The organism is Acetobacter musti, from assembly GCF_011516835.1.
Taxonomy (GTDB): Bacteria; Pseudomonadota; Alphaproteobacteria; order Acetobacterales; family Acetobacteraceae; genus Acetobacter; species Acetobacter musti.
Genome location: NZ_WOTB01000002.1, coordinates 1 through 23,109, shown reverse-complemented (window position 1 = coordinate 23,109; position 23,109 = coordinate 1). Strand labels below are relative to the sequence as shown.

Genomic DNA, 23,109 nt, shown 5'->3' with positions numbered 1-23,109 from the left:
GCAACGCTCTCCTAAACTTCCGGCCATCCCGACGATGCCGGCGCCACGGTCGCCGCCGTCTGTCCACTTTCCGCCAGCGCCCGGGCCACAAACCCGTCCGCCTTCACCTCTTCCACAAAATCCTGCAGCCAGGCCCGCGCCGCCTCACGGCCTTTCGGCACGCCCACCGCCTGCTCAATCGCCGTAAACCGTCCGTCGATCACACGGAAACCGGGATGCGTCGCCGCCCAGGCCTGCAACGGCTGACGGACACCTGCCGCCGCCTCCAGCCCCTCATCGGCGAACAGACCGATCGCCGCGGCCGATGTCGCCGCCCGCACCAGTGTCGCATGCTTCAGAGCCCGGCTCAGATACAGATCATAAGCCGCCCCCTTGCCCACCGCGATCCGCACGCCTTCCCGGTCGAATGCCGCCACGTCCCGCAGCGGGGATTCATCACGAACCAGATACGTCCCTTCGATCACGACATATGGCGCCGTAAACAGAATCTCCGTCGCCCGCACCGGATCGATCGCCAGAAACATCAGATCCAGCCCGTTTTCCGGCACTGCGGCAAAAACCTTTCCGGCAGAATCGAAAGCCTGAAACGTCACATCAACGCCCAGCCGGCGTCCGACCTCCCGCGCCAGCGCCACGGACACCCCCTGCAACGCGCCCGTATCAGGCGCCTTCTGCGCCAGCACCGGATTGCCCAGATTGATCGCCGTACGCACCACGCCCGTCGGCGCAAGTTCTTTCAGAACCGTTTCGGAAATTCCGGTCATCCCGCCGCTCCCGTTCACCGGCGTCCGCCATGCAATGCAGTCCTGCGCCGGTACCGAAGATTGTTATTCTTGAATCCAGTTATCCAAAAAGGCTCAGAAATCACAAGAAAATTCGCACTCCGGAGCATCATCCCGAAACGGTCTCCTGCTCCGGGTTCCCTGTGACATAATATTTCTTCAATTTGCTGTTGCGACACATTCGCATTTTGTGGCACGCCATCCCTCCTTCAGGGAGACGTAACGTGAAAGCCGTGCACACTTTTGTCGCCGTGGTCTCTGCCACGGCCGGATTTTTTCTAAGCCTGAGCACGGCGCAGGCAGCAGAAAAAAGCTCTGCAGACCCCGCCACCATCCAGACGAACGCCTCAAAAACCCAGAAATCCGGGAAGACGTCACCCGCGAATAAAACAGCCGCTACCGGCAAATCCGCGCCCGCCGCCCAGAGCGAAGTCATCCGCATCCATGGCAACCGGAAACCGTCCACAGTCGCCTCTTCGGCCACCAAGTCGGACACGCCGCTCGTGGAAACCGCGCAGTCCGTCACCGTGATCGACCGGCACGAGCTCGACATCCGCGGTGTGCTGAGCCTCAACCAGGCCCTGCGCTACACCGCCGGTATCGAGCCTGACCTGCGCGGCTCGACCGCCACACGTTACGATCAGTTCTCCCTGCGCGGCTTCACCGTCCCCATCTTCCTCGACGGGCTGAAACAGCAGGACAGCCCGAGCGGCTACGCCACTGCACAGGTCGATACCTCCCGGCTTGAACGGATCGAGGTGCTTAAGGGCCCGGCCTCCGCGCTCTACGGCCAGTCCAGTCCCGGTGGCCTGGTCGCCATGTCCTCCAAACTCCCCGGAGAAGGCGAGGCCTACGGCAGTGTCACCGCGACCGGCGGCAGCTACGACCTCTACCGCGTCGATGGCGACACCGGCGGATATGTCACGAAAGACGGCTTCGTGCGCTACCGGCTCTACGGTACCGCCAACGGCTCCCACAGCCAGCTCACCAGAACCGACAGCAAACGCTTCGGCATCAGCCCGTCCCTCCTGTTCGGCGGCGGCACGAACACCACTCTGACCGTTCTCGGCAACTATCAGTATGACCCGGAAAACGCCTCCTACGGCTCCGTGCCGCTCGAAGGCTCCTTAAGACGCGCCACCTTCGGCAGAATCCCGCGCGATTACTATGACGGCGATCTCGGCTACGAGAAGTTCAACCGCAAACACGGCGCCGTCACTTATATTTTCTCGCACCAGTTCAACAATGACTGGTCCTTCACCTCGCGCGGCCGCTACGACAACATCCGCACAAAATACGAAAGCGTCTATACGGACGGCGTGTATCTCGACCCCGCCACCTACGAACGCGACATGAGCCAGGAAGCGCTCGGCAATTTCAGCCGCGGCTCGATCTTCGCCAACGAGGTCATGCACAACCTGGCCTTCGACAGCCAGTTCAAAGGCCGTTTCAACACCTCCATCCTGCACCATTCCTTCATGGCCGGTTTCGATTATCAGCAAAGCCACGCCACGGAACTCGGCGGATACGGAACCGCCCCGGCCGCGAATATCTTCGCGCCGAACTATCATGAGCAGTTCGCAAGACCGACCGCCGGCTTCAATTACATCACGCAGCAGCAGCAGTTCGGCGTCTATGGCCAGGACGAAATCACCGTGGACCGCCTCATCCTGACCGGCAGCCTGCGGAATGACTGGTACCACAGCACCCAGCGTGAAACCTTCGCCGGCTCTGAATCGAAAGAAAATCCGTCCCAGATCACCTGGCGCGCCTCGGGTCTGTATCATTTCAAATTCGGCCTCGCGCCCTACATCAGCTATTCGACATCCTTTCAGCCCCAGGCGGGCGTCGTCTCGAACAATGGCGGAGCCAGCACCCGTCAGGCTGACCCGACAATCGGTAAACAGCTCGAAGGCGGCTTCAAATATCAGATCCCCAACCTGCCTGTTCTGCTCTCGGCCGATGGTTTCCACATCGAGCAGACCAACGTCCTCGTCTCCGTCCCCAACACAAACTACAGCACCGAAAGCGGCAAGGTTCACTCGGATGGCTTCGAGTTCGAAGCGCATGTCAACGTCTATAAAGGCCTGACCGTCGCCGCCTCCGTCAGCACCCAGAAAATCCGCGACACCTCAACCGGAAAACCACTCATCGGCGGCGGCAAGGGCAACGCCACGCTGTTCGCCTTCTACACCCTGCAGTCCGGCCCGATGAAAGGCTTCGGCATCGGCGGCGGCGTCCGCCACGTCGCCGGCTCCTATGGCGGCACCGCGTCCTATGGTGATGTCCATGTTCCCGCCTACACGCTCTTCGACGCCTCGATGAGCTATGACCTCGCCAATCTCAGCCGCTCCCTCATCGGCTGGAAGCTGAACGCCAGCGCCCGCAACCTCTTCGATACCCGCCACATCACAAGCTGCTACGGCTACGCGCCCTATGACGAGTGGTGCTGGTACGGCGAGCGCCGGACGGCTCAGGCCAGCCTTGGATTCAGCTGGTAGCGGCAGGGAAGAACCGGATCCCGCCCGGTTCTTCTGTCCGCATCACTCTCCCCTGCAAACGTGCCTGTTTACGAAAACACCCCGGAGTGCGAGGACCTTCCCATGGCCACCACCCGATACCGCTCCGACATCGCCATCCGCACTCTCACCGGTATCGCCGGCGGCTATCTTCTCGCCGCTCTCCTCTCCGTCGCCATCGCCCGCTGGCTCCCGCTTCCCCGTATTGAAGCCAGCGCCGCCGGAATGCTGGCCGGTCTGCTCGCCTGGCCTCCGCTGATGATGACCGCCTTCGCCATCCACAGTCTGCCCCGTCTCTGCGCCGGTTTCGCTCTGGCCGGCGCCCTGCTGGCTGTTCTCTCCTTCTGGCCGGTATGAAACGTCATTTCCGACCCGCCATGACCTGGCTGCACGACTGGTCCGGCATCATCACCGGATGGCTCCTTTTCGCCATCGTGCTCTCCGGAACCCTCAGCGTCTTCCGGCCGGAGATCACGCTCTGGATGCAGCCAGAGCTCACCCGGCAGACCGTCGATTCCGACCAGGCCACCGAAGCCGCCATCGCCTGGCTGAGCGCCCACGCCTCCGACTCCCCGAGCTGGTATCTCGATACGGCCACGCCCCGCGCGCCCTTCACCCTCGCCTTCTGGTCGGACAAAAACGGCTACACCCAGCGTCCGCTCGATCCGGTCACCGGTAGCCCGGACGGCCTGCGCGATACGCGCGGCGGCGAGTTCTTCTATCGCTTTCATTTCGAGCTCCAGCTGCCCTATCCCTGGGGGCGCCTGCTCGCCGGCATCGCCGCAATGGCTCTGCTCCTCACCCTCATCACCGGCATCATCGCCCACCGCCGTTTCTTCGCCGATTTCTTCACCTTCCGCCCCGGCAAAGGCCAGAGAAGCTGGCTCGACGCTCATAATCTCCTCGGCGTCATCGCCCTGCCCTTTCATCTGATGATTGCCTTTACGGGTGCTGTCACACTTGCGTCTCTGTTCTTTCCCTGGAGTGCAACGGCGCTTTACAAAGGCGATACCGCTGGCATGCAGCACGATCTGAATCCCGCTGCCATTGAGCGCCCCCGAAGTGGCACCGCAGCTCCGCTGGCACCATTCGATGCTATTCTGCACACGGCACAACAGCATTTCGGAAAAACCGGCATTGCGCAGATCGCCGTCGTCAATCCCGGCGATCGGGCCGCGGTCATTACCATGACCGCAGGCAACGAGGACAGTATCGGCATCACCAGCCATACCATCAGCTTCGACGGCCCTACCGGTGCCATTCTCGCGGAGCATATCGAACGTCGCCCGGCCATCATGACGTATAATGTCCTTTATGGCCTGCATGTCGCCCGCTTTGCGCCGGGTGTCACGCGCTGGCTGTATTTCGTCTCAGGGCTGATTCTGACAGCACTTATCGGCACCGGGCTGCGACTCTGGACCGTCAGCCGTGCCCGCAAGGTGTCTCATTTCAGCACGATTCTGGTCGCGCGGCTGAACGTTGGTTTTATAGCGGGAACACCTGCGGCTTTCGCCAGCTATTTCCTCGTCAGCCGTATTCTGCCAGCCGGTCTTGCTGATCGTGCCGGTCTGGAAATCCGCTGTGTCTTTCTCATCTGGGGCGCGCTGCTCGTCTTTGCGGCTCTTCGTCCCGTCCGCAAAGCCTGGCCGGAAATACTTACGCTCGCTGCAGCTGCATGTGCCGCTGTTGCGCTTTTCAGCGCACCGTGGCATCGCGCTGTCGATGCTGCCGGCGCCATCATTGCTATTCTGCTCGCAGCTTCCTTCACCTTCGCTGCCCGGCGGTCATCCCTGAAAAATCGCATTATATGACATGATCTTCCTCATTGGTCTCCTTGCCGTCCTCCTCCTGGCCCTTACCACGCACCGCGACGCTGCAACTCTCACCTTACGCCCTCTCTCTTCGCAACATCGCCTGATCCTGCGTGGCATTGCGTTCCTTCTCCTCGCCCTTCAGCTGACGCTTCAGATCCGGAATAGCGACAGCACTGCCTTCGCGCTGATCGAATGGACTGGTCTGTTCAGCGTCGAAGCCCTGTTCGCTGCTGTCATCTGCACGGTGCTTCGACGCTGGCGTGAGCCGCTTTCTTACAAACAGCGAAAGTTCGGGAGTTTGTCCTGAATCCCGTCAGGGTTCTGACAGCTCTTCTGTTTCCGGCCGCCCTGACCTGCACCGGAAAGAAGCACAGTCCGTCACTCTGTTCTTAAAATTAACTGAAATCAAAAAAGCTGCATCCGTTGCGGAGTCCGGTCCGTGCACCCGAAATCCGACCCGCCCCTCCATATTACTTATCAGAGCATGCAAACGCCCGGATCACCGATGAGCATCGCAATCCTCTCTCTCCCGGTACGAACCCGGTCATTCACGGGACACTCTCTGCTCTGCTGTGCTATCCCTTTCCGAACAGATCAGGCTGCCAGGGAAGCCCTATGCTCTTCAGACGCCGCACTCCCCATATGTCCGCTTCCTCAACAGCTTCACCCGACCGCGACATCATTCTCTCCTCCGGCCTGTTCGATCCGGAATGGTATCGTGACCGCCTGCCGGAAGCCGAGCGCAACACCCCTGACCTCATCGCGCATTTCCTGACCAGAGATACAGAACGCTGCCTCTCCCCAGGTCCGCTCTTCGACATGCGTCGCTATTTCGACCGCTACTGGAACCTGGAACCCGGTGTTCTCAATGGTCTCGTCCATTACCTTCGGCACGGCCTTGCCGAAGGTCAGCAAATCGATGGTATCTGCGATACCAGTCTCCACGACGACACTGGTCCCGTCGCTCCGACCGAACTCCGCCCTCTCCCGGCCGATGCCCCGAAAACCGTTGTCGCCATTCATGCCACCCGCCTGAATACACTCGACCGCATCCTCGACCGGCTCACGCATTTCCCCGGCAACTTCACTCTGCTCATCGCCACAGACAGCCTCGACAAGCGCCGGCACATCGAAAACTGTCTCACCCGGACCGGACTCAACGCCACCCCGGCCCTCATCCGTGTGGCAAACCCGTGCGGCAGCCATTTCGGCACCATCCTCACCACTTTCGCGACGCCGCTGCGCAGCCATCCCCTGATGTTGCATCTGCACACGGAGACCAGCCCTGATCTCCTGGATCGCGTGCTCCCTTCCCGCGCGGATGCCATCGCCGCCCTCATCGCCCGTTTCGCGGAACATCCCGAACTCGGCCTGCTCCAGCCTGCTCCGAACCACGATACTCCCTGGTGGCGCTGGACCTGGCTCGCCAGCCAGCACCTGGCTCATCCCCTGCTCGCCCGCATGAACCTCCACGCTCCGGCCGGCTATTTCAGCCATCCGCCCGAAGGTCTGTTCTGGGCCAGTACCCACGCTATCGCCCCCCTGCTCGATATCCCCTGGAGTGTAGCCGACTTCCCTGTCGACACGATCCACCACAACATGCCCGAAGACGCGGTAATCCGGATTCTGACTCCTGTTATCCAAGCCCAGGGCTGTCGCGCCGACGAATACGATCCGGAAGCCGGCCTGATCCGCATTGGCCACACCCGAATGAATCTGGATCAGTACGAGCGCCGCTCACCGGACGATCTGTATGCCGCCATCCGTGACGTCCGCACCGTATCTTTCGATCTGTTCGATACCCTCCTGACCCGTATCGCCCTGACCCCCGATACCATCCATTACGATGTCGCCAGCCGCCTTGCCTGCCGCTTTTCCGGTCTCACACCCGATCCCGCCGGCTTCGTCACCCTGCGCAAACAGGCCGAACACAATGCCCGCGAAGCCCGCGCGTGGACCGACGATGTCGGACTCGATGACATCTATGCCGCGCTCGCCACCCTGACCGGCTGGCCTGCTGACGTCCTCGCCCTTGCACGGATTCTCGAAGTCGAAACTGACCAGGCGGTCCTCCGTCCCCGTCCGGAGATGATCGCCGCACTGCGTTACGCCCGTGAACAGGGACGTCGCACCCTCATTATCAGCGACACCTATCTCAGCCGTGAAGATCTCGCCCCGGTCCTCGACCGCACCGGCATCACTCCCCTCATCGACCGGATATGGCTCTCTTCCGAATACCTCGCCCGCAAGGACCGCGGCGATATGTGGGACCTCATCCGTGCAGCCGAAGACACCACCTCCTTTCTGCATGTCGGTGATAACGAACACGCTGACATCCAGCGGACCGCCGATGCCGGCATCCGCAACTTCCACGTCATGTCCGGCCTCAACATGCTCCGTCTCAATCCGGTCGGATCCGACATCGCCGCCGTCGTCACACCAGCCCGGCTTCCACCCGGCCAGGTCCTGGAAAAACGCCGTCTCGCCGGCGACATCCTCCTTGGTCCGCTCGTCAGTGATCTGTTCGCCTCACCCTTCGCCAGCACCCCGGAGCGCCGTCTCACCACGCCCCGCTCTCTTGTCACTCCGGAGCAGACCGGCCGCATTCTCTTCGGTCCGCTGCTCCTCGCCTTCATGGCACAGCTCATCACCCATCCCGCGACCCGGAGAATCGAAAAATTCCTGTTCGTGTCACGCGAGGGTTATTTTCTCTCGCGTCTCTACAAAGATCTCCGTGAGACGTATTCGCTTCCGATTCCGGATGCGATGCACTTTCACTGCTCCCGCCGCGTTGCCATCAGCGCCGCTCAGGCCAGCCATTTCGATCCCGATATCCTCGCTGTCAGCGGCGATGGTTTCCGTGGTACCATGGCCCGTCTTCTCTCCGCGCGTCTCGGTGTTACGGTTGCTCCGGACAGCCCTCTCCATGACCTCGATGTTGCTCTCCCTGAAGACCGCGACACCGTCCGCAACCTTACTCTTCTCCTGCGCGATGGCATCCTCGCTCAGGCCCGCATCTCCCGCGACAGTCTCATCGCCTATACCCGTTCCTGCGGCCTCACAGCAGATGCTTCTGCCCTTTCTGGTCTTGTCGATGTCGGTTACAGCGCCACCATCCAGCGCCATCTGCAAACCACGCTCGGTCTGCCTCTCGCCGGTTTCTACATGGCCACCGAGCCTGCCTGCGCCGCCGTCGAGGCCACCGGCGGCACGGCTTTCGGTCTTCTTGCCAGTGGTCCTGCCGCCGAAACCTTCCGTCGTCAGCACGGTCTTTTCATCGAGGCCATCCTTTCCGCCCCTCACGGTCAGACCATTGGCTACGACATGACCTCCATTCCCCCCGCTCCGGTCTTCGCGCCGGATCCCCGCACGAAGCAGGACTTCATCCCGCTGGAAGCAGTCTTCGCGGGCATCACCGGATATTGCCACGACATCATTCGCACCTACGGGACAGACGTTCTGCAATCCCTCCGGACGTCAGCCGCCGCCAGCACAGCCCTGCTCGACGCCTTCGCCGGGAATCGTATCGACGTCGCGCCCGAAATCCTGAAAACCCTTGCTGTAGAAGATGAATTCTGTGGTCGCGGCCATGTCCGTTTCATCTGACTGCACATCTGCCGTTGTCGTGATTTTGCTTATGCAGACGACCGATTATCAGATCTGCTGAATCTTATTAACATTGCTGCAAAACCGTAACATCACAAAGCACTTTCAGATCGTCAGCAATATATCCGGGGACCATTCATATGCGTGTTCGGTCTGTATTGCTCGCAGTCAGCCTTCTTTTCAATGGCAGACAACGTCGTCTTACAGCAATGCGATCAGATCAGCCTGTCTCTTTCAGATCCTGTGACAGGCCGACCGACCCAGCGCCACCCCGATATCGGCGACCAGGCGCCCCGCCACGGCTGGCCATGCCTGCTGTCCCCGGTCCCGGGGCACCACCAGCGGCAAAGGCTGATCCGCGATCAGTTGCGCCAGCATTGCCGAGAACGCCTGCGCCGTCGGTTCGCACAGACAGGTCTGTGGCATGTCCCGAAACTGTTCGGCCAGACCACCAACATTCGTCGACAGAATCCATCGTCCGGCAGCCTGCGCAATTGCTCCGACACCGCTCTGGCTCGCCTCGCGATAAGGCAGCAGCATCACATCCGCCCAGGCGATCAGCGCTCCGACCTCGCCCTCCGGCACCCAGCGGTTCTCAACATGAACGTCCGGCAGCGCCGCCAGCGACCGCAGCGTCGCCGAGTCCGGTCCCCTCCCGACAATACGACATTCATATTCAGCACCTGGCGGCAACATCGACAATGCCTCAAGCAGAATATCCAGCCCCTTATAGGTCAGCAGCCGCCCGAACATCAGCAGTCTTACGGGTCCCGGCCTGCGCTCTCCCTCCCAGGGAACATCCCCGTCATATGTCGCAGAGTAGTCAAACGGGGGAAGCGATGACATCACGATATCCCGTCCGCGCAGTGCCGCCTGCCCGCGCAGTTGCTTCGCCACGTGCGCGCTCAGCGCCACCACGACATCCACCCGGCGCAGCAGATACCGCTGTAGTGTCAGCTGAAACGGAAACCCGTCTCCTGGATGCGCCACCGCATCATGCACCACCACGACACATGGCACACCTGCGCGCCGCAATGCGATCTCCATCAGAAAATCCAGCGGACTTGTCATCGCACAGATCGCAAAATCTGGTTTCCACAAAGAAAGTTTTCTGATCAGCTTACGGACCAAAACCGGGCCACCCAGAATCCGTACGGCCAGCCCGGCGAAACCACCATATGTCTCTTCAGGACTGACCCGAACAGGTACCGGCACGCCTTCCGCCAGAATCTCCGCCCGTCCTGACAGGGACAGCACCACACTCTGTCCCGGCAGAGACTGAATCGCCTCAGCAAGCTTCAATGCAAAACGTGGACCGGCGCCCCGCCGGCCCCATTGCCAGACAAGAATCCGGCTCATTCTGGCTCCTCAGCCATATCGGTCGCTCTGACAATCCTCCTCACGGCACAGAGCCCGGCGCCATGGAAAACGCCCGTGTCGCCGCCATCAGTTCGGCTCCCGAGAATCGCTCCCGCGCCACCTCCGCCGCCCGCGCGCCCAGCCGTTGCCGTAACGTGACATCCTCTGCCGCCCGGCGAAGCGCGGTGACCGCCGCATGCAGATCCGCATCCGCCCAGACTGCGCCTGCCGCCTCAAACACTCCACGGGGATCCCGCGCCGGTATCAGCCGGAACGGAACCGGAAGACTACAGTCCGGAGTCAGGAACTCCGCCGTCGCCGACCAGTCCGTCGCAATCACTGTCCGCTCCAGCAGCATCGCCTCGGCCGGTACCAGCCCGAAGCCTTCACTGCGATGCAGCGAAAGCACGATGTCCGCGCACCGGATCAGAGCGTAGGATTCCTCCACCGGAAAAAGCCGCTCCTCCAGACGAATATTAGCCGCCCCTCCAGCCGCCATGCGCAACCGTTCCATATCCTCCGGATACTTTCCGCCATGCACCACTTTCAGCAGCAGCAGACGATCCGGCCGGTCACCGAAAGCAGCCCGGAACGCCCTGATCGCTGCCAGCGGATTTTTCCGCTCGAAACTCGAAGCCAGACTGAACGACACCAGCACCACAACTGCATCGTCCGGAAGTCCGAACGCCGCCCGATCCATCATCGCCGGTCGTATCGGATTCGCCGCCAGCGCATGCGGCACAACCCTTACCCGGCCGGGAGCCAGTCCCTCCAGGGACTGAGCACTGAACCGTGACGACGTCCACACCTCATGAACACAGGCCGCCCCGGCCCGCCACAGAGGTGGTACCGTCGGCAGTTCCCAGTGCCAGTAGCCAATGATACGCCGGTTGCGAAGAAACCGTCTTCCAAGACGAAGCAGAACCGCAGGCAGAAACGGGGAATTGACGAACAGTACGAGAGCCGCCCGTTCCTCACCCGAATCAAAGCCTGATCCCGGACGATCCGTTCCCTCAAGCAATCCGGCACGAAGCGGTGTCGCCGGAATACCGTATGCTCCATAAGCCCGCAACATGATCCGGGCCGCCTCGCCCAGCCCCGATTCCCGGCCAATCTCGCCTCCGACAATCACATGACCGTCAGAAAACGGACCGGGCAATGTCGCTTTCGGTGCCAGACGGGCCGTCAGGGCGGCAAAACCCTGCCGTCGTCGTTCTGCCGGAAGAAGTCGCCAGAGGCTGTGTAACGGATGAAACGGCCTGCTCACAACCTCATCTGTCTCCATCCCGTTACGAATTCCGTTTCCCGGACGATAGGCTCTCTCCGCATCTTGTGAAAGTACCCGCAGACGGGATTGCAGCCAGCCGCCCGGACGTGAATACTCGATTCCTATGGATACCGCCACGGATCAGCTCCGCTCTCCTTCTTCGGAAACGCCCGCCCCCGGCACCACGGACAGCGTCGCGCTGCTCGCGCATCTCGTGTCCTTCAACACAACCAGCAACCTCACCGATCTGCCGCTGATTACATGGACAGGCCAGTGGATGGACGCTCATGGTATTCCCTGGACTCTCAGCCACAATCAGGACGGTACCAAAGCCAATCTGCACGCCATCATCGGACCCCGCACCAAAGGTGGCCTGGCTTTTGCCGGACACGTCGACACCGTTCCGGTCGAGGGCCAGGACTGGACGTCCGATCCCTTCGTCCTCCGCGACGACGGCTCCCATCTTGTCGCCCGCGGGGCCGCCGACATGAAAGGCTTTGTCGCCTGTATGCTCGCGGCCGTCCCCGACATCGCCCGGATGCCGCTTGCGAAGCCACTGCACATGATTTTCACCTTTGATGAGGAAATCAGCTGCGACGGTGCCCGCGTCGCGATGAAAGACGCCACGGAGCAGAACCTCCTTCCCGAATGGTGCGTCGTCGGCGAGCCTACGCTCATGGTTCCTGTCATCGCGCATAAAGGCCGCCTCGCGGTCCGCCTCACCGTCCAGGGTAAACCCGGCCATTCCTCCCGCCCCGACGAAGGTGTCAACGCCCTGCACGCCCTCGGTGAAGCCATGGCCTGGGTCGCCGCCGAAGCCCGCCGCTTCGCCCTTGAAGGCCGTCAGGTAGATGGTTTCGAGCCGCCGCATACCACGATCCAGATCGGTACCGCCCGCGGCGGTACGGCCCTGAATATCATCCCTGAATATGCGGAAGCCGAAATCGAATGGCGCACCGTCCCCGGCGATGACGCCCATGCTCTGCTCTCGCGCATGGAAAGCGCTCTGAACGAAACCACCGGCCGGTGGATGAAACAGGCCGACCCCGATTGCGGTCTTACCTTTGAGGTCCTTAACGAACTGCCTCCCCTCGCCCTTTCCGCGAACGACCTGCTCGCCACAACCGTCCGTCAGGCCGCAGGAAGCAACGGCGAAGGCTTTGTCTCCTATGGAACAGAAGCCGGGATTTACCAGCAGGCCGGCATGAACAGCATTGTCTGCGGTCCCGGCAGCATCGAACAGGCCCACCGCCCCGACGAGTGGATCGAGCGCGATCAGCTCACCCGATGCGACGCCTTCCTCCGGGACATGGTTCGCCGCGTGTGCCTTCCCGCCGATGTCGCGACACCCGAAGATACAAAATGAAGTCAGGCGTCTTCGCCCCGTCCGAAGAACCTGGCCGTATACCGCAGGCATCAGCGCCGCTGCCAGGGCCTGTCCGTACTCCCGCACCCCGCCTGTCCGACAAACTTCCGCCGACACCTCCGCAGCTTCCTGGCTTCTCTGTTGAAATCAGCCCGCCGGACCTTACCCCCTGGTATAACGGGAATACCGGTCTCCCCGGGGTCTGCCGCCTGACCGGTACCATCCCTGGCCCTCATATCGCCGTCACCGCCCTCATGCACGGCAATGAATATGCCGGTGCCATTGTGCTTGACGAACTTCTTCGCACCGCCTTCACCCCGAAACGAGGTACCCTTTCCCTCATCTTCCTCAATCTCGACGCTTTCAGTCGCTTCACCCGCAACACTCCCACCGCCTCACGCTTCGTCGATGAAGATATGAATCGTCTCTGGTGCCGGAAACGTCTGTCCGCCAGCGAACCGTCTTCTGAACGTACGCGCGTTGCCACCCTTCTGCCTTATATCGAAACCGTCGACATTCTCCTCGACCTGCACTCCATGCTCTGGCCTGCTCCACCCATGCTTCTCGCTGGCCCTGGTCCGGGCGGTCTTATTCTCGCCACCGAAATCTCCACCCCGCCGCTCGTCGTTACCGATAACGGCCACGCCACAGGTCCCCGACTGATCGACTCACCGCATTTTACGCGACCAGACGGCTCGGCGCAGGCCTGTCTGCTCGAAGCCGGCCAGCACTGGACCCAGGCCACTCTATCCATGACTCGTGAAACCACTGCCCGCTTCCTCACTCTCACCGGTCTCACAAATGCCGCGGCGACCCCGCTTCCGGTCCCTGCGCAGGCTCATGTCACCGACCGCGTCGTCGCTCACACCGCCCGCTTCACTTTCGTTCCCGGCATCCACAGCGGCCAGATCATCCCGCAATGCGGCACCCTCATCGCCCAGGATGGCCCCGACGAAATCCGGACTCCCTACGATAACTGTCTGCTTGTCATTCCCAATTTCCGGACCGCCCGTGGTCACACCGCCGTCCGCCTCGCCCGTCTGGCGTCCTCCGTCTCAGGATAGACTCGTTTTCGTCTGAAGAATGACCGGCGACGGTTAGAGCAGGAACTCTCAATCAGTCTGAAAATGCTGTGAAGTTCTGAGAATCCTGCCTCGTCAGGTTGTCCCGTCACCGCCAGAACGGCGTGGCGTCCTGAAACTCATCCCAGGCGCCTGACAGCTTCCCGATCGCCTTTCGCCGCCGTTTCTCACTCCACAGGCTGAGCGCGCCGGCAGCAGGTGCAAGCTCGATCCGCTCCTCACTCATCGCAACCACCAGGTTCTGAGACACCACCGCGTCATTGATCTCACCCAACAGCGCCTGCAGATGCCTGCAGTGCTTCAGCCAGGATTTCACCGTCCGATGCGGATAAAGCCCCGTGCAGCAGTCAGCACTGTAACGAAGCCTCTTCAGAGCCTTCCGCAGGGAGTGCAGCTCCTCCATCGACAGCCGGTCAATATGGCGTCCCCGCCGCCGCACCCTGCGCGCCATCTTATCAAGCAATACCGGCGCCACATCGGAGAGCGGCTCCGTCACCGACGCGCCCGCACCGGAAAACGGCTGCCCCTCCGCCCAGGCAGCCAGCGACAGCACCAGCGCCGTGAGAGCCGGCCCCTCAAGCTCCTCGCGCAACTGCTCATGGGCACCGGTCCTCTTTTCCATCGCCGCATCCATCAGAAGACGCCGCCATTCCTCTGACTGCCCATCGGGAAAAGTCGCCGGCAGCGTCTCCAGACAAAACACATCCCGGTCCCGCGCCTCACCCAACTCCCGCCCGATCCGACGCAGCTCATCCTCAAAAACACCGGCGACGGACGCCTCCAGATGATCCGCAAACAACCGCAGCACCGCGCGCAGCCGCCGGTTCGCCACCCGCATCTGATGAATACCCTCCGGCTCCCCCGTCTCCGCCGCAGGCAGATTGCCGGCCAGCGCGCTCAGACAGGCCCCGACCACAGACCGGAATCCATCCTGGGCTGTCGTCTTTTTTCCGGCTGCCGGTTTCTGCACATGCACCGCCTCCGGCAAAGCACCGGTCAGCAGCCGGTATCCCCGCGCCGCCTTCGTCTCCACGCCCAGCCGTAACGGAAGCGTGTACTGCATCTCCAGCGCCAGACCATACAGCGCCCCGACCGGCCCTTCCTTCAGCTCAAGCTCCATCTCCCGGACAGGAACCTCGCCCCCGTCCGCCCGGACCACGCCCTCGTCAATCACCAGCTCCACCGTCGCGCTTTCATAACGCAGCAGCCACGCCGTCCAGTGAATATCCGACACCCAGACCGGCTTCACGTCGCCAGCCGGAAAGGACCGCATGACCGAAGCCGGGATCTCCGCCAGTAGCCGCAGATCAGGCGTGTCCGCCTTTACCGGCCACTCCCATTCTCCGCGCCCGGACGCCAGCCCGTCCTCCGCCCCCTGAGACTTCAGTGTCTGAACCCGGTCCTTCCCTGTCCGCCGCACCCGCAGGGATAACCCGGTCCTGCTCAGCGCCAGATCCGGCGTGTCGTAATAGGTCGTCACCAGATGCTTTGCCTGCGGCGGTAACACAGCAGCCTTCAGCACCGGATGTCGTTCGATCAGCACGCGCGCATCCGGCGGAAAGAGCAGCTTCAGCTCGATCTCGACCGGAGCCGGAGGTTTACCTTCAGACATCGACACCTCCATACGACCCGGCCTGGACCGCCTTTTTCTGTCGCAGACCCGGCATTTCCAACGCGCCGTCTCCCGAAAAGGCGCCACGCCGGAAAACGGTGAAAAGCGAGACCTTACCGGCTGATCGCCCGCGCAGCCTCGATCAGATATTTCGGATTATGGATCGAATCATAAACCGGGATCGGCTCCTTTCCGGTCTCGAACAGTCCGTACACCGCCATCTGCGCCGTCCGCACCGAATACTCGACCGTAAACACACAGTCATGCGGCGCCTCCACGAACTGCCCGAGGAAAGCGAAATTCGCCGCACCCGCCGGCACTACATCCGGCCGATCCCCGATCCTCCTCGGCATGAACAGCGCATCGACATACGGCATCGCAACAGGAATGCAGTTCACTTTCCCCTCATCGACATACGGCTTCATCAGATCCTGAATCTTCAGATGCCCCCACAGCTCGTCGAGAATTTCCTTCCCCGTGCATTCCGCCATAGTCTTACTGACGAAATTTCCCTTCCGGTCCGGATACAGCGCATATCCCCAGAAAATCTTCACATCACGCGGCTGATTCGGAAAATGCGGCTGCCGCGCAATGACGAACGACATCAGCCAGTTCGAATCTGTCAGCGTCACCAGACCGCCTGTTCCGGACAGATTGCCCGAAAACTCCTCCATATAATCATGGAAAACCGGATCTTTCAGCGTCGCCGTAAACGAATACCACTTCGATCCCTCAATGTGATCGCAGAACGGCGACGGATTCCCGAATGTCGCGTCCTTCGCCGCCAGCGTCTTCCACAGCTTCCAGGACCCGGACTCCGCCAGACCTTTCAGAACCGGCGCGCGATCCCATGCCCCGTTATCCGAACTCTCCGTGATCGAGCCCAGCGTGGTAAACACATAATCGTTCGCGCCCAGCGGAATACTCCCGCCATCGGCAAGCTGCAGAATCGTCGCGCGCTTTTCGCCATTCGTGGTCTCAAACCCGATATCGGTCACCTCTGCGCCAAACCGGACCTCAACGCCTTTATTCTCCAGCCAGCGCTGCAAAGGCACGACCACGGAGTGATACTGCTCGTATTTCGTCCTCAGCACGCCACCCAGATGCGGCAGCCCCTCCACCATATGAATGAAGCGCCGCATAAGCGCCGCATCTCCGCCAGACTGCTCCAGCGCTGAAACGCAAACATCGTCGACCAGATGAACCAGAAATTCGTCCCGAAAAACGCCCCGTCGAACCAGTCCTCGATCTTCCGGTCCCCAAGAGACGCTTCCGATTCATAAAGAAGTTTCAGAAGTCGCGCCTGCTGCGCCAGCGACAGTCCGTAGGACGACACATCCAGCCGCCTCCCGTCCTTCAGAAGCCGTGCCTGACCATGCGAAATCAGCCGCTCATTAAACTCGAACGTCTCATCCGTGACCGAAACCTCCGGGTTCTCCAGAGAGGGAATCCCCGAAAGCAGATCCCAGTAACAGGCATAATGCCGTTCATGCATCTGGCCGCCACGCGCGACAAAACCATGTTCCGCATCCCCGGAGCCATCCAGCGCCCCGCCCGCGATCCTGTCCTTTTCCAGAATATGAATATTCCTGCCCGGCACGCCCGCATCCCGGATCAGCAGCACAGCGCTCGCAAGCGACGCGATCCCGCTGCCGATCAGATAAACATGCGCATTTTCAGGAGTTCTGTTTCTGGTCCGTGTCATCCGTTTCTCTCCGGCGTCACTCAACACGTCAGACACGAAACGCGTCCACACAACAAATACCTGACAACATAACAGTGTCTGGCAAACCCGTCCTCACCCTGACGTCCGTAACGCGATACAGCAGATAACCGCCCTGCAACGAAAATCAGGTCACAACGGCATTACAAATCAGACACACGGTCCTTGACATGCTGAATTCAGGAAACCCGTCATCTCTGCCCGTTCCTTTGCAGAACAGGCAGTGACTTCCGTTCTGTCCAAGAATGCGACCAGGAAAGGCATTCAGGCTAGACAGGCGAGGTCATGGAATTACTAACGTAAAATTAATATGTTTTATCAGCAATGAAGAATAATGTGTCCGGCGAACAGCCCTCTTCCATCACGGAATACCCTCGCATCTCCGGCATCCGGACGGTGTGGAGACACGAAAACATGTCTGAAAACAATAATATATCAGATATTTACGATCTCGACCCTGTGTTCGGCGACGAAACGGATTCTCTTCCGGTGTTTCCTGTCCTGTCAGACGAAAATCTGACGCGGATCGCGGAGGATATGGACAGATACGGCTTTGGTGTCGTCACACACTGCGTCAGCCCCGACAGGCTGGCGTCGCTGGCCCGGTTCGTTGAAAAAGAAGTCGCGGCGTCATCCGGCGAATATGTTGCTGTCGTCGGTTCCGCTCCGCTGACCGGTACATTTCTTGAAAAACTTCCTGCTTCCCCTGAATTCAGAGCGGCCTGCGAGGCACTTTACCGGAAAGGAACCGGAAAACAGCCACCATCTTCGCCGCTCTACCAGCTGTTACGCTGTCTTTCGGGTGGAAGCGGTGAAAAACATTCCTTTTATTTCCATTATGATTCTTACATTCTGACCATTCTTCTGCCCGTGCTGATACCATCAGAAGGGAGAACAGGTGATCTGGTCATGCTCCCCAACATACGCAGGATCAGAAAAACCTACGGTGCGAACCTGATCGACAAGGTATTTCTGGACAGGAAAATAGTTCAGGGAGCTCTGAAAAAAATGGTGACTTCCGGCATACTGCCTGTCACCCGTATCAGAATGGTCCCTGGTAATATCTATTTTTTCTGGGGTTACCGCTCGATCCACGCGAACGAGCCATGCGACAGACACCGCATCCGGGCAACGGCATTACTGCATTATGGCAATCCGCACGAAAAAAGCCCTATGCGCAACGCCGTGACCAGAGGACGGGCAGCCATAATGCATGGACTCAGACGGAGCACCAGAACAGCAGGCAGCCCGGTATCTCAGGACAGCGCCTCAGCCTTGTCATGAACCTCATCATCCCGGCCGGAACGTTCCCTCCTGCAACGACGTTTCAATCTCTTCCAGACTGCGCCCCGCTGTCTCCGGCACGTATCGCCACACGAACAGAAACGACAGCACATTGATCGCGCCAAACAGCCAGAACGTCCCCGTCGCTCCCAGCGCATTCACAAGAGAAAGCGTCACCAGCGAGACGATCGTATCCGCCAGCCAGACCGTCGCACTCGCCAGCCCCATCGCCCGGCTCCGCACCGCCAGCGGAAACACCTCCGCCCCGACCAGCCAGACCGCGACCGACAGCGAGCCGAAATTGAAAAAAATGTAGCCCAGCAGAGAAGCGACCATCAGCGCCATGCGAAATCCCGTAATCGGCGCAGGGCTGATAAAAATCGCTCCGAGCACGAACAGCGACAGCGCCGCGAACGGCAGCATCACCAGCATCATCCGCCGCCGCCCCACCCGGTCGATCAACGCAATCCCCATCGCCGTCGTCACTGTGGACGTCACCCCGACCGAAACCGATGTCAGCAGCGCCGCCGAATGACCCAGCCCCGCCTGCGAAAGAATGATGGGCGCGTAATAAACAATCACATTCGGCCCTGAAAGCTGTGACAGCGCCGCAATCCCGAGCGCCACCACCAGCGCCGGACGTACCCATCCCTGCATCAGCTCCCGCCAGCCGCCACCCGCTTCCGCTTTATCGACCGTCAGCACATCATCGAGTTCCCGCCGGACACAATCGCAATGCCCCCGCAGCCGGTACAGAATGGTCACCGCCCGCTTCTCCTGCCCGTTATGCAGCAGCCAGCGCGGGCTTTCCGGCAGAAACACCATCCCGACGCCGAGGCACAGCGCGGGCACAGCACCCAGCATGAACATCGGACGCCAGCAGTCCGGCGGCCCCGAAAGCGCATAGCCGACAAAAAACGCTGCGAGCAAGCCAAGAGAAAATGCAAGCTGGAACAGAGAAACCAGGCCGCCCCGTCGCTCGGGAGGCGCCAGCTCGGCCATGTAAACCGGCACGATCTGCGTCGTCGCGCCGATCGCCACACCCAGCCCCAGCCGGGCGACAATCATCATACCGATCCCGGGCGCCAGTCCGCAACCGAACGACGCCAGAATAAACACCATCGCCGCCATCATGACCGCCGGCCGGCGTCCGAAACGATCCGAAAGCGGTCCGCTCAGCACCGCTCCGAAAATCGCACCGATATTCAGCGCCGCCGCGACCCACTCCTGCCCCACCGTCGTCAGCGAAAAACTCTGTGTCACGAAAATCAGCGCTGCGGCGATAATCCCCGTATCATAGCCGAACAGAAGCCCGCCCGCCGCCGCAACAGCCGCCGCCATCCGCACATATCGCGCCGCCGTCTTTCGCCGGTCCCCCAGGATCTCAAATTCGGAAACACAGGACATCGCCCTGTCACGAAGTCCCGGTCCGGCCTCACCATGCAAAACGGTCGCCATCACTCTGTTCTCTTTTTAAATAACCAGCTTTTACGGGGCTCTGACCCGTTCCCCGGCAGGAGGCACAGCCGCCTGCACCTCGATCTGATTTAATAAAACGGGATTAAAGGGACCGCGTCCCTTTGCGGGTTTCAGGGCAGAGCCCTGAGGCTCAGGACGACACCATCACTCAGACGCGCCGAAAATCTCCTGAAGCGTTTTCTGCATCACATCGGCATCCAGAGTTTGGCCCAGCCACAGCTCCACACCGATCACGCCCTGATTGACCAGCATCCCCAAACCATCCAGCGTCGTGCAGCCCCGCTCTTTCGCCAGCCGCAGCAGCTTCGTTTTCGGTGGATTCGGAATGACATCGGCAACAACAAGCTCTTTCCGCAACGTCTCCTGCGCCAGCGGTGGCATCGCCTCCGCGCCCCCCAGCCCGACCGACGTCGCATTGATCACAATATCAGTGTCGTCCGGCACCCGGACATCGCCTTCCCAGCCCTGCGCCGCAGCATCGCAGGCAGTCCTGTCCCGCACCAGAGCCGCAATCGTTTCCGCCTTCTCCGGATCACGATTGACCACAGTGATATGCGCCACCCCGGCCAGCCCCAGTTCCACCGCAATCGCCCGTGCCGCGCCTCCGGCCCCGAGCAGCAGAACCCGTTTTCCAGACGGGTCCGTCACCTCCTTCAGCGAGGCAAGAAAACCCTTTCCATCCGTGTTATCCCCGATCAGCTTCCCGTCCCGGATCGAAACACAGTTGACAGCGCCAATAATTTTCGCGGATTCGGCCAGCTCGTCGAGATGATCGATCACCGCCACCTTGTGCGGCAGCGAGCAGTTGAACCCCGCCCACTCCATCGCCACGGCTCCGGACACCGCATCCCCCAGTGCCTCCGGCTTCACGTCACAGTTGATATACCGCGCGTCGATCCCCGCCGCCCGGTATCCCGCCTCGATCATCGCCACCGTCGGATTATCCGCGCAGGGCGTCGAAAAAGATCCCGTCAGGATGCTGAGAAAACTCTGACTGCTCATGATGTCGCTCCGGTCGGACTGGATTGCATAGCTATGCAATCAAAAGCCCGCTGCCCGGATCATGCAAGTAAAAACTCTCACACCGGACCCGTGCTGCCCCGCTCCAGCAGCTCCGCCCCGATCACAAGACTCTGCGAAACCGGCTCCGCTCCGTCCGCCAGCGCCTCCGCCAGAAGCGCGCAGGCTGCCCCGACAAGCCGCTCCACTCCCTGATCGAATGTCGTCAGATCATACGCCCGCCAGGCGCCCTGCGGAATGTTGTCATACCCCAGCAGCACCACATCGCGCGGACAGCACAGCCCCGCCCGGTCCCGCAGCGCGTCGATCGCCCCACACGCCATCATGTCATTGCTGCAGAACATCCCGTCCGGCCGCACGCCACGCGCCAGCATCGTGCTTACCGCCTCATACCCACTCTCATAGGTGTCGTCCCCCTGCAGAGATACCAGACCGGCGGCCAGCGCGCCCAGCCCCTCCCGAAATCCCTCGCCCCGCGCCACCGACGCCGCATTCCGCAGCGGCCCCGCCAGCCAGGCCGGACACGCCACGCCCCTCTCCCGCAGCAGATGCGCCGCCGTTACCCCCGCCGCCCGGTTGTTCGAGGACACGGTGGAAATCCACGGTCCCGTCAGTCGCGAATTGAAACAGATCACCGGAATACGCAGCGTTCCCAGCGCCTGCGCCACCACCTCCGACCCAATCGCCAGCGCCGTCACCACCGCGTCGATCCGGTAGCCCAGCAACTGCTCCAGCGCACTGTCCAGCGTCAGCGCGTCATCCACATGCACCAGCAGCACCTGCAGGCCCTGGTCGCGCAGCGAACAGACCAGATGCTCCAGAGCCGACGCATAGAACGGATTGGAAAGCCCTCCGACCACAACCCCGACCATGCCGGAACGTCCCGACAGCATGATCGCCGGAATGCGGTTTGGCCGGTAATCCAGCTCCGCCGCCGCACGCAGAATCTTCTCCCGCGTTGCCGGCGCAATACTCGCGGTTCTGGAAAATGCCCGCGACACCGCCGACTGCGAAACCCCGGCCCGTTTCGCCACATCCACCGATGTCACCCGTCGCCCGTCCTGCGCTCCCACATCTTTCCTCCGCGCCACGATCACATCCGGACATAGGCGAGAAAATCAGGAATCCGCAAGTCGGCGAAAAATCGTCAGTAAGAAAGCCACCACCAGCACAACGAGACTGTACCGATAAAAACCGCTTACCCGAACAATTAAAATATCTCGTTTGCTCCTGATCAGCCGGATATCTATCCAGACGCCACTACATCACTTCAGGAATACTGTTGAATTTATGCGGACGTTTCGCCACAGGTTATACGTAACCGCGACTCTTTTTACTGTTCAGAACATAGTCACTCCGGTTTCCCCCGCTGCCGCACAGGAAAGCCCGAGTGCTGCGACCGGCACAAAAACGGAGAGAAAAACCCCGGTGCAGACACGCACTGTCTCCCGTTCTGCCGCGATGCCACAGAAGACAGGTGTCAGCCTGGTAAAAACCGTCAGACACCCGGCTCTCCCGGCCACTGAGACAGAACAGCTCATCGTCACCGGCACCCGCGACGCCCATCGCACCGCACGCAGCAGCAGCAGTCCCATCGACATCATCACCAGCGCGGAGCTTGCCAGAACCGGCGCTCTCAACATCAGCGACGCCCTCACACGAACGGACCCGTCCATCAACAGCAGCATCACCGGCGGTTCCGGCGTCGTTGCGGGCCTCAGAATGCGCGGGCTAAGCCCCAATGAAGTTCTCGTGCTGGTCGATGGAAAAAGGCGGCACGCCACTGGTGTTGTCGCCACCTATTCCGGCCCCGAACATGGCGCCACTCCTGTCGATCTCAACGCCATCCCGATCTCGGCCATCGATCATATCGAGGTTCTGCGTGACGGCGCAGCCGCCATGTACGGCTCGGACGCCATCGCCGGCGTCGTCAACATCATCCTGAAAAAAACACCTCATGGCCTGAACACATCCTTTCAGACCGGCGCGCATCCCTTCAGCAATCTCTACGGATCACCTGGCTGGGATTATCAGCTTAACGCCGATGGAGGCATTGGTTTTTCAGGCAACGGTTATCTCCATCTCAGAGCCTGAATCAGAAAGCGGTTTGATTGATTTTTCGCAGAACTCTGCGGATATGGGCAATCATCAACCATGCGCAGGATGACGAGATTGTTGTCTCGACATCCTTCGTGA

At 61.0% G+C, this 23,109-nt stretch carries 16 protein-coding genes and 2 pseudogenes; 9 read left to right on the top strand and 9 right to left on the bottom strand.

The features are described from left to right. Positions 1 to 11 precede the first annotated feature (11 nt). Positions 12 to 764 carry an ABC transporter substrate-binding protein gene (locus GOB93_RS01465; protein ID WP_173581760.1) on the bottom strand — a complete coding sequence of 251 codons (753 nt, stop codon included), beginning with the start codon at positions 762 to 764 and terminating at the stop codon, positions 12 to 14. A 302-nt stretch (positions 765 to 1,066) separates the two neighbouring features. Here GOB93_RS01465 and GOB93_RS01460 point away from each other — a divergent pair, with 302 nt between their 5' ends. The 5 genes from GOB93_RS01460 (at position 1,067) to GOB93_RS01440 (ending at position 8,721) form a co-directional block, all read left to right on the top strand. After that, entirely contained in the window at positions 1,067 to 3,283 is a 2,217-nt protein-coding gene (locus GOB93_RS01460; protein ID WP_173581992.1) for a TonB-dependent siderophore receptor, read from the top strand. A gap of 102 nt (positions 3,284 to 3,385) precedes the next feature. After that, positions 3,386 to 3,658 carry a hypothetical protein gene (locus tag GOB93_RS01455; RefSeq protein WP_173581759.1) on the top strand — a complete coding sequence of 91 codons (273 nt, stop codon included), beginning with the start codon at positions 3,386 to 3,388 and terminating at the stop codon, positions 3,656 to 3,658. A gap of 20 nt (positions 3,659 to 3,678) precedes the next feature. Beyond that, on the top strand, positions 3,679 to 5,112 hold the full coding sequence (locus tag GOB93_RS01450; protein ID WP_242010468.1) for a PepSY-associated TM helix domain-containing protein: 1,434 nt from the start codon (positions 3,679 to 3,681) through the stop codon (positions 5,110 to 5,112). A gap of 1 nt (position 5,113) precedes the next feature. Then, on the top strand, positions 5,114 to 5,422 hold the full coding sequence (locus tag GOB93_RS01445; protein ID WP_173581757.1) for a DUF3325 family protein: 309 nt from the start codon (positions 5,114 to 5,116) through the stop codon (positions 5,420 to 5,422). 308 nt (positions 5,423 to 5,730) lie between these two features. Next, positions 5,731 to 8,721: a rhamnan synthesis F family protein gene (locus tag GOB93_RS01440; RefSeq protein ID WP_173581756.1), complete on the top strand. Its 2,991-nt coding sequence runs from the start codon at positions 5,731 to 5,733 to the stop codon at positions 8,719 to 8,721. A gap of 234 nt (positions 8,722 to 8,955) precedes the next feature. Here GOB93_RS01440 and GOB93_RS01435 read toward each other — a convergent pair whose 3' ends face one another. Together GOB93_RS01435 and GOB93_RS01430 are read right to left on the bottom strand one after the other, a co-directional pair. Then, positions 8,956 to 10,080, bottom strand: coding sequence for a glycosyltransferase family 4 protein (locus GOB93_RS01435; RefSeq protein WP_173581755.1), 1,125 nt, complete (start codon positions 10,078 to 10,080; stop codon positions 8,956 to 8,958). A 40-nt stretch (positions 10,081 to 10,120) separates the two neighbouring features. Next, positions 10,121 to 11,347, bottom strand: coding sequence for a glycosyltransferase family 4 protein (locus GOB93_RS01430; RefSeq protein WP_408742334.1), 1,227 nt, complete (start codon positions 11,345 to 11,347; stop codon positions 10,121 to 10,123). A 124-nt stretch (positions 11,348 to 11,471) separates the two neighbouring features. Here GOB93_RS01430 and argE point away from each other — a divergent pair, with 124 nt between their 5' ends. Then, a complete protein-coding gene (gene argE / locus GOB93_RS01425) occupies positions 11,472 to 12,713 on the top strand; it encodes an acetylornithine deacetylase (protein ID WP_173581754.1) in 1,242 nt (413 codons plus the stop codon). After that, the gene (locus tag GOB93_RS01420) at positions 12,710 to 13,777 is read left to right on the top strand and encodes a M14 family metallopeptidase (RefSeq protein ID WP_173581753.1); all 1,068 of its coding nucleotides are present in this window, start codon (positions 12,710 to 12,712) and stop codon (positions 13,775 to 13,777) included. The genes argE and GOB93_RS01420 overlap by 4 nt, the downstream gene beginning before the upstream one ends. A gap of 106 nt (positions 13,778 to 13,883) precedes the next feature. Here the strand turns inward: GOB93_RS01420 and GOB93_RS01415 are convergent, their stop codons facing one another. Both GOB93_RS01415 and GOB93_RS21360 read right to left on the bottom strand, forming a co-directional pair. Further along, positions 13,884 to 15,407 (bottom strand): CYTH and CHAD domain-containing protein, encoded by a 1,524-nt coding sequence (locus tag GOB93_RS01415; protein ID WP_173581752.1) that lies wholly within the window; start codon positions 15,405 to 15,407, stop codon positions 13,884 to 13,886. Positions 15,408 to 15,520: 113 nt separating this feature from the next. After that, positions 15,521 to 17,112, bottom strand: a pseudogene (locus GOB93_RS21360) (oleate hydratase). Positions 17,113 to 17,544: 432 nt separating this feature from the next. Here GOB93_RS21360 and GOB93_RS01405 point away from each other — a divergent pair. Next, positions 17,545 to 18,414, top strand: coding sequence for a hypothetical protein (locus GOB93_RS01405; RefSeq protein ID WP_173581751.1), 870 nt, complete (start codon positions 17,545 to 17,547; stop codon positions 18,412 to 18,414). Positions 18,415 to 18,420: 6 nt separating this feature from the next. On the opposite strand, the gene GOB93_RS01400 is transcribed toward GOB93_RS01405, so the two are convergent. From GOB93_RS01400 to GOB93_RS01390, 3 genes are all read right to left on the bottom strand, one after another. Beyond that, the gene (locus GOB93_RS01400) at positions 18,421 to 19,821 is read right to left on the bottom strand and encodes a sugar porter family MFS transporter (protein ID WP_408742333.1); all 1,401 of its coding nucleotides are present in this window, start codon (positions 19,819 to 19,821) and stop codon (positions 18,421 to 18,423) included. 216 nt (positions 19,822 to 20,037) lie between these two features. After that, positions 20,038 to 20,895 carry a shikimate dehydrogenase gene (gene aroE, locus GOB93_RS01395; RefSeq protein WP_173581749.1) on the bottom strand — a complete coding sequence of 286 codons (858 nt, stop codon included), beginning with the start codon at positions 20,893 to 20,895 and terminating at the stop codon, positions 20,038 to 20,040. A gap of 77 nt (positions 20,896 to 20,972) precedes the next feature. Then, on the bottom strand, positions 20,973 to 22,004 hold the full coding sequence (locus GOB93_RS01390; protein ID WP_338422264.1) for a LacI family DNA-binding transcriptional regulator: 1,032 nt from the start codon (positions 22,002 to 22,004) through the stop codon (positions 20,973 to 20,975). A gap of 337 nt (positions 22,005 to 22,341) precedes the next feature. Here GOB93_RS01390 and GOB93_RS01385 point away from each other — a divergent pair, with 337 nt between their 5' ends. Further along, positions 22,342 to 23,007 (top strand): TonB-dependent receptor plug domain-containing protein, encoded by a 666-nt coding sequence (locus GOB93_RS01385; protein WP_338422263.1) that lies wholly within the window; start codon positions 22,342 to 22,344, stop codon positions 23,005 to 23,007. Between the two features lies 1 nt (position 23,008). Here the strand turns inward: GOB93_RS01385 and GOB93_RS01380 are convergent. Then, positions 23,009 to 23,109 (bottom strand): annotated as a pseudogene (locus GOB93_RS01380) (IS5/IS1182 family transposase); the annotation flags it as partial.

Coding starts and splice junctions, on each gene's coding strand:
- GOB93_RS01465 (WP_173581760.1), bottom strand. CDS start 764: ATGACCGGAATTTCCGAAACGGTTCTGAAAGAACTTGCGCCGACGGGC.
- GOB93_RS01455 (WP_173581759.1), top strand. CDS start 3,386: ATGGCCACCACCCGATACCGCTCCGACATCGCCATCCGCACTCTCACC.
- GOB93_RS01450 (WP_242010468.1), top strand. CDS start 3,679: ATGACCTGGCTGCACGACTGGTCCGGCATCATCACCGGATGGCTCCTT.
- GOB93_RS01445 (WP_173581757.1), top strand. CDS start 5,114: ATGATCTTCCTCATTGGTCTCCTTGCCGTCCTCCTCCTGGCCCTTACC.
- GOB93_RS01440 (WP_173581756.1), top strand. CDS start 5,731: ATGCTCTTCAGACGCCGCACTCCCCATATGTCCGCTTCCTCAACAGCT.
- GOB93_RS01435 (WP_173581755.1), bottom strand. CDS start 10,080: ATGAGCCGGATTCTTGTCTGGCAATGGGGCCGGCGGGGCGCCGGTCCA.
- argE (WP_173581754.1), top strand. CDS start 11,472: ATGGATACCGCCACGGATCAGCTCCGCTCTCCTTCTTCGGAAACGCCC.
- GOB93_RS01420 (WP_173581753.1), top strand. CDS start 12,710: ATGAAGTCAGGCGTCTTCGCCCCGTCCGAAGAACCTGGCCGTATACCG.
- GOB93_RS01415 (WP_173581752.1), bottom strand. CDS start 15,407: ATGTCTGAAGGTAAACCTCCGGCTCCGGTCGAGATCGAGCTGAAGCTG.
- GOB93_RS01405 (WP_173581751.1), top strand. CDS start 17,545: ATGTCTGAAAACAATAATATATCAGATATTTACGATCTCGACCCTGTG.
- GOB93_RS01400 (WP_408742333.1), bottom strand. CDS start 19,821: ATGTCCTGTGTTTCCGAATTTGAGATCCTGGGGGACCGGCGAAAGACG.
- aroE (WP_173581749.1), bottom strand. CDS start 20,895: ATGAGCAGTCAGAGTTTTCTCAGCATCCTGACGGGATCTTTTTCGACG.